The sequence below is a fragment of the Agathobacter sp. genome (assembly GCF_977054825.1).
In genome coordinates, this window is the sequence record NZ_CDRTEH010000032.1 from 1 (window position 1) to 6330 (window position 6330).

At 36.7% G+C, this 6330-nt stretch carries 6 protein-coding genes; 3 read left to right on the forward strand and 3 right to left on the reverse strand.

Annotated elements, in window-relative coordinates; all coding sequences use genetic code 11:
• Positions 1 to 287 precede the first annotated feature (287 nt).
• Positions 288 to 587, reverse strand: coding sequence for a hypothetical protein (locus tag ACW6PM_RS13500; protein ID WP_456057463.1), 300 nt, complete (start codon positions 585 to 587; stop codon positions 288 to 290).
• Positions 588 to 925: 338 nt separating this feature from the next.
• Positions 926 to 1144, reverse strand: coding sequence for a helix-turn-helix domain-containing protein (locus tag ACW6PM_RS13505; protein WP_456057464.1), 219 nt, complete (start codon positions 1142 to 1144; stop codon positions 926 to 928).
• A 113-nt stretch (positions 1145 to 1257) separates the two neighbouring features.
• Here ACW6PM_RS13505 and ACW6PM_RS13510 point away from each other — a divergent pair, with 113 nt between their 5' ends.
• Entirely contained in the window at positions 1258 to 1809 is a 552-nt protein-coding gene (locus ACW6PM_RS13510; RefSeq protein WP_456057465.1) for a hypothetical protein, read from the forward strand.
• A 1070-nt stretch (positions 1810 to 2879) separates the two neighbouring features.
• On the opposite strand, the gene ACW6PM_RS13515 is transcribed toward ACW6PM_RS13510, so the two are convergent.
• On the reverse strand, positions 2880 to 3437 hold the full coding sequence (locus ACW6PM_RS13515) for a hypothetical protein (RefSeq protein WP_456057466.1): 558 nt from the start codon (positions 3435 to 3437) through the stop codon (positions 2880 to 2882).
• 309 nt (positions 3438 to 3746) lie between these two features.
• On the opposite strand from ACW6PM_RS13515, the gene ACW6PM_RS13520 reads away from it, so the two are divergent.
• Positions 3747 to 4790 carry an aldose epimerase family protein gene (locus ACW6PM_RS13520; RefSeq protein WP_456057467.1) on the forward strand — a complete coding sequence of 348 codons (1044 nt, stop codon included), beginning with the start codon at positions 3747 to 3749 and terminating at the stop codon, positions 4788 to 4790.
• A gap of 506 nt (positions 4791 to 5296) precedes the next feature.
• A complete protein-coding gene (locus tag ACW6PM_RS13525; protein ID WP_456057468.1) occupies positions 5297 to 6232 on the forward strand; it encodes a D-2-hydroxyacid dehydrogenase in 936 nt (311 codons plus the stop codon).
• Positions 6233 to 6330 lie beyond the last annotated feature (98 nt).

Sequence of the window (6330 nt, forward strand, 5' to 3'; positions counted from 1 at the left end):
ATAAAAGATTATTCCGGAGAGGCGAGAAAAATGTAATTCTCGAGCTCACACTGATTTCATGTGGATTCAATCTTTATAAATATCATAATAAAAAGCAACGACAGACGAAAGCTGCATAAAACTCAAGCGCGATTAGCTGAGCTTTATTAAATGCACCATTTTTTATACCCAAAGATGCAGACCTGTTCAAAAATAGAAAAATTCATACAAAGAAACGCCAAAACCGACATTTGCCGGAGTTGGCGTTTCTTAATTAGGGACTTATTTTACAGCCTCCCAAAAAATTATTACTTTTCATATGCTTGGATTTCCGTCGCCAGAAAACGTCCAGAAGCATCTTCTTCACCCGAAATTACAATTCGTTGGGTTTGCACCATATCTTTAGTGGCATCTTCAATTTCACTAAAAAATTTTGTGTCGATGTCTATGCGCGCAGTTTGCTCACGATTAAGGGGCAAGTAATATAGATAGGCAAATGCTGGATATGGTCTACCGGTTTTTGAAGAAGTTCCCCCATCATGATAATGCGGCTCACCAGTTAAAAAACCATGCTTCTCGACCAAATTTGAAAATTCTTCTTTTTTCATATGAAATCACCTTCTTTCTTTATATTTTCAAAAGCACTTTCGATACTTTTATGATAGCATGAATTCAGAAAGCGTGATATTGATGGATTGTCCAATCATTGATGAAATAAAGAAATTTTTAATATTTTTTATTCTGTATAAGTTGATATGAATTTTCCTTAAGATGGAATAAAAAGAAAAGGAAAAAGAGGGTTAATATTTTTAATAAGTCATTAGTTAGAGGGGAGTTAAGTTGATATGTCATAAAAACAACTGAGTTAGAAATGTTCAAAATCTGTATTGTGCAAAATAACCAAAAAATATAATTTTATATAAAAATTTACAAGTATGTATGATAATTACGGTTTTTTATATTCAATAAGGTCATAAATATTAATATCAAGATAGAAACACAATTTACAAATCAATTTTGTGTCTAATCGTTGAAATTCATCACGACAATATTTATTAAAATTGCTACGTGGAATATCTAAATCTTTACAAATTTGATTTTTAGATATTCCTTTTTCTTTCAAAATTTCGTTTATTCTTAAATGTAATGAGCCATATGAGTCCATGCGAATACTCCTTTACTTTATTACATAAATTTTATATAATAATTTACTGTATAGTAATTCACTATAAAATGACTCACTAAATAGTGAGGTATATAAACAATGGAGGAAAATTTATGAAGCAGAAAATTTTATGTGCGATTGTATCGGCAGTAATGGTAGTAGGAACATTAGCAGGTTGTGGAAGTACAAGTAAGAAAGTAGAGTCAACAATTCTTACAGAATTAACGCCAGGTGTATCTACAGCAGAAGATGTAAAGACATATTTTAAAGAGCATGATTTAGCTTATGAGAAGAATGATAACGATTATCCGACAGGTGCAACGACTACAGATAAGTTTTTAGGTTATGAGACAGCATATAGCCCTATATATTATTTATATGATTCCAAACTTCAAAAGGACGGCAATACAATAAAAGAGTACTATTTATATATAACATTCAAGAATATTGATGAATATAAGCAAGGAGTAGAAAAAGTTAAAGATTACCTAACAAGTATTAGTTTCGAGGATTCAGAGGAGAAAGACGATTGCACTAAGTACATGGTTCGAGGAAAAGATAATAATAAATATATGATTTATTACTATGTAAAGAGCTACGATGATGCACCACAGGATTATTATAATACAGTAATCAAGTTGCAGTGCGATATAATTGAAAAATAGACGTATCTCTTAAATATCAGACCAGTAAGTTCAATCGGATTTACTGGTCTTTATTTGTTAGGAAAACTTTATATTATTGATTGGCTATGGAGATTGTATTAAAAATTTTTCAGCAGTAAAGTCTGCTAGCGCACCGCTATGCGGCTTCGGACTTGACAGCAGAAAAATTTTTAATGTAGTATGATCAAGCCAATCAATGATATTTTCCGTAAACGGAAAAATATATTATAAATTTTATTTGAAAAGTTTTCCTAACAATGAGATAAAATGGTTACCGATGTGGTTACCAATCCATATAGAGGAATTGCGGAGCTCCTTTCTATAGGGTTTTGTGCTGGAAACACGGATTCGAATCCCCGATGTCTCATTAGAAAAAGAAAGCCATCACTCGTAAGAGTGGTGGTTTTCTTTTTCTATTGATATATGGTGAATTGAACTCCGGACAACGTAGTTGGTCGGGGCGCTAGACGTCCGGGGGACGTCTGTTCAGCGCGGACCGAAGCGGAGCGTAGACCGCTAGACGTCCGGGGGACGTCTGTTCAGCGCGGACCGAAGCGGAGCGTAGACCGAATCCCTGATGTCTCGTTATGAGAAAACTCATTGCTTTTAGTGATGAGTTATTTTTATTGGATTCGTATAACTTTCTCACATAAGTATTAGCAGTCAAGCACACAGAAAGCATTAGATAAAATAAAGATAAAATTATCCAATGATCATTGTTTTATGATGTTCTAAAAAATCAATTATTCGTAAATAATGGATAACATATTTAATTTGGTAATGTTGCACAAAAACTAATTGAAAATTTGTGCATGTTTGTTAACACTTTCAGAGGTCAAGGTGATACTATAATAACTGTAAAAACCCCCCAATACATTATATATTTTTTACTATCCCCATAGTAAAATACCTTCTCCTAAAAGACAGCAGAACGATGGCTGTCTTTTTTTTGCTTTATTTTATGAAAAAGACAGCCATGCATTTAATATCTATTATTCTTTTATTTGGTTAAAATTTTACCGTTAAAATTACGTCATTAGATTACACAGCTAAGTTTTACAGCTTTAGATTTACACTGTCAGATTAATATTGCTTCCGGCTCGCAGTGATGTGTAGTAATCATCATATGAAGAGCTGCTCATCTGGCGTGAGACACGATACAGACTGCTTGTGAAATCATTGTCCTTTCCAAACAGAGAATTAAGTGTGTCTGCGTCGGCTTTTTTGACCAGCTCCTCATTTGCTTTCAGGGTACCGTCCTTGTTTATTGTGATGCCAATGTCCTCAAGCTCGTCGCTGTATTTGCTTGCCAGCTTTTTGAGCTGTTTGGCATAGCGCTTCATGGAGCTTGAGCTGCTGTTTGAGGCGGAATCAATGGAATTGTTGTATGTGTCAACAAGAGCCATGACTGTTCCGCGGACGTTATCCGTATTTTCGTCATCTGAATACTTGTAGTTCTTTAATTTTTTTGCGGCGCGGTGCAGGGCGGTTGAATCATCGTAAGCGAGCTCTGTAATACTATATTCCTTGCGCTTGGATGCTTTCATGGCATCGCGGTTGTTTGAATAAAAATTTCTCATAAAATATGTTGCTGAAAGATTTGTTGCTGAACTTACTCGTGTACTCATGGTAATCCTCTTTATATTTTTGAATATTAATGTTTAAAATAATTGCATTATAACTATGATTTTAGGGTTTATTTTGAACGTGTAATCACACATATATGTTTGTTATAAATATTTTATCGGATATTTGCACGAAAAAGTTTACTTATGCGCTCAAAAGAAGTAAAATATAAAAGAATGCGTAGAATGATAACAAAACGCAATTATGCAATCGGAATGCAACCAAGCAAAGAGCAACAAAACATAATGTAAAAAGCATAAAGTTACAACAAAATGAAACAAACATAATGTAACAAAAGGAGGATATGGGGCATGAGCAAAAAAGCTTTCGGTACAACATCAAAAGGAGTGGAGGCATCGCTTTACGAAATCAGTAATGCCGGTGGATTGAGAGTACTTTTGACAGACTATGGCGCTACTGTTGTGTCTATTTTTGTGAAGGACAGGGATGGCAATGAGAGAGATGTTATTCTCGGCTATGATGATGTGAAGTCATATGAGAAGGAGTACAGCTATTTTGGCGCTACTGTCGGCAGATATGCGAACAGGATTTCTGATGCAAAGATTAATATTGATGGGGTGGAATACAAGCTTGAGGCTAATGACAATGAGAACAATCTTCACAGCGGCTCAAATGGTGTGTCTAAGCGTTTCTGGACTGTTAAGGAGCAGAAGGACGATGAGATTACATTTGAGATAGAGGATGCAGATTTGGAGCAGGGCTTCCCGGGAAATGCAGTGATGGATGTAACCTTTAAGGTGACAGGGGAAAATGCACTTGCTATTACATACAATGCAAAGGCAGATAAGACAACTACCTTCAATATGACAAACCACAGCTATTTCAATCTGAACGGTCATGCTTCAGGAAGTGTATACACTCACACATTACAGATAAATGCTGAGCATTACACACCTGTAAAGGATTCAAAGGCTATTCCTACAGGTGAGATTGCACCGGTTGAGGGTACACCATTTGATTTTACAGAGGCTAAGCCAATCGGAAGAGATATTGAGGCAAATGATACACAGCTTCACTATGGAAGCGGATATGACCACAATTTTGCAATAGACAAGACTGCTCCGGGAGTAGAAAAGGTTGCAACAGCATACTCACCTGAGAGTGGCATACAGATGGAGGTATACACCGACTGTGTCGGAATCCAGCTTTATACAGCCAACTTTATCGTGGGACAGGAAGGCAAGGGCGGAGTCAAATACAATAACCGCGATGCATTCTGCCTCGAGACACAGTTCTATCCAAACTCAATAAATGAGACTAACTTTAGTACACCTGTTACAAAGGCAGGCGATACATATCACACAGAGACAGATTACAAATTCTCTGTGAGATAAAAGAGATACAGAATAGTTAAAGCCCATCATATTGATGAAATTTATCATTAATATGGTGGGCTTTCTTAAGCTTTGTTTAATCAAACACTGATACAGTGGTTTTATTTCCCGAAATGTGGTATATATATTTATGTGTATATTTATGTATATATTTATGTGTATATTTATATGTATATTTATATGTACATTTATATGTATATTTATATGTATGAAATACATTGATAAATACAGATAATTATTGAGACGACTTCGCACACGCAAACCTGCATTACCGCTGGCATATGGTGTGTTCAGAAGAAATATATGAACTGCCACAAGGTTCCATTAAACCTCGGTAACGATAGAAAGTAGATTTATAAAACAGACTATCTGGACACATTTTGTGGCTGACTTCATATATTTCTGAGGAATATACCATATGCCGGCGCAACCTCACAGCCTGCAGGTGCGAAGTCCCACCAAAAAAAATAAAAGTGAATAAGTATATAGCACAGAGGAAACAAACCATGAAAATAGTATTTTTAGATTCAAAAACAATTGGTGACGACATCGACCTTTCCGAATATGACAAGCTTGGAGAGGTTGTCAAATATGATTTTTCAACAACCGAGGAAGCAGCGGAGCGCACAAGGGATGCTGATGTGATTGTTTTAAACAAGGTCGAGGTAAATGAGAAATCTATAGGACAGGCAAAAAATTTAAAGCTTGTATGTGTGACTGCGACAGGCACCAACAATCTGGATAAGGAATATCTGGCAAAGAGAGGCATTGAGTGGAGAAATGTCGCAGGCTATTCTACAGAGACTGTGGCACAGCATACGTTTGCACTGTTATTTTACCTGCTTGAGAAGCTGAGATATTATGATGATTATGTGAAGAGCGAGAAATATGTGGGCGATACTTCGTTTACGCATTTTTCCAATGTGTTTCACCAGATTAGCGGTATGACCTGGGGTATCGTGGGGCTTGGAAATATTGGAAGGCGCGTGGCTGATATCGCAAAGGCTTTTGGCTGTCATGTGATTTATTATTCTACCTCAGGAAGAAATTCGCAGCCGGGCTATGAGAGGGTGGATTTTGATACTCTGCTGGCTGCATCTGATATAGTGTCGGTGCATGCACCGCTCACAGATGACACACTTGGTTTGATGGACAGGGCTGCGTTTGAAAAGATGAAAAAGTCTGCGATTTTTTTAAATCTTGGCAGAGGACCGATAGTGAATGAGGCGGATTTGGCACAGGCGCTTATGGATGGAGAGCTTGCGGCGGCAGGTCTTGATGTGCTGGCGCAGGAGCCTATGAGTGAGGACAATCCGCTCCGTGCGATAAAGGATTCAAACAAGCTGATTATCACACCGCATATTGCGTGGGCAAGCATTGAGGCGAGGACAAATCTGATGCACATTATATACAGTCAAATCAAGGACTTCTTTGCTAATTAGGAAACATATTTTAAAATCAAATCGCAATATTAAGAGGCAATATTAAGAGGCAACGTTAATAGGCAGCATTAATAGGCGATATTAAGAGGCAGAAATGA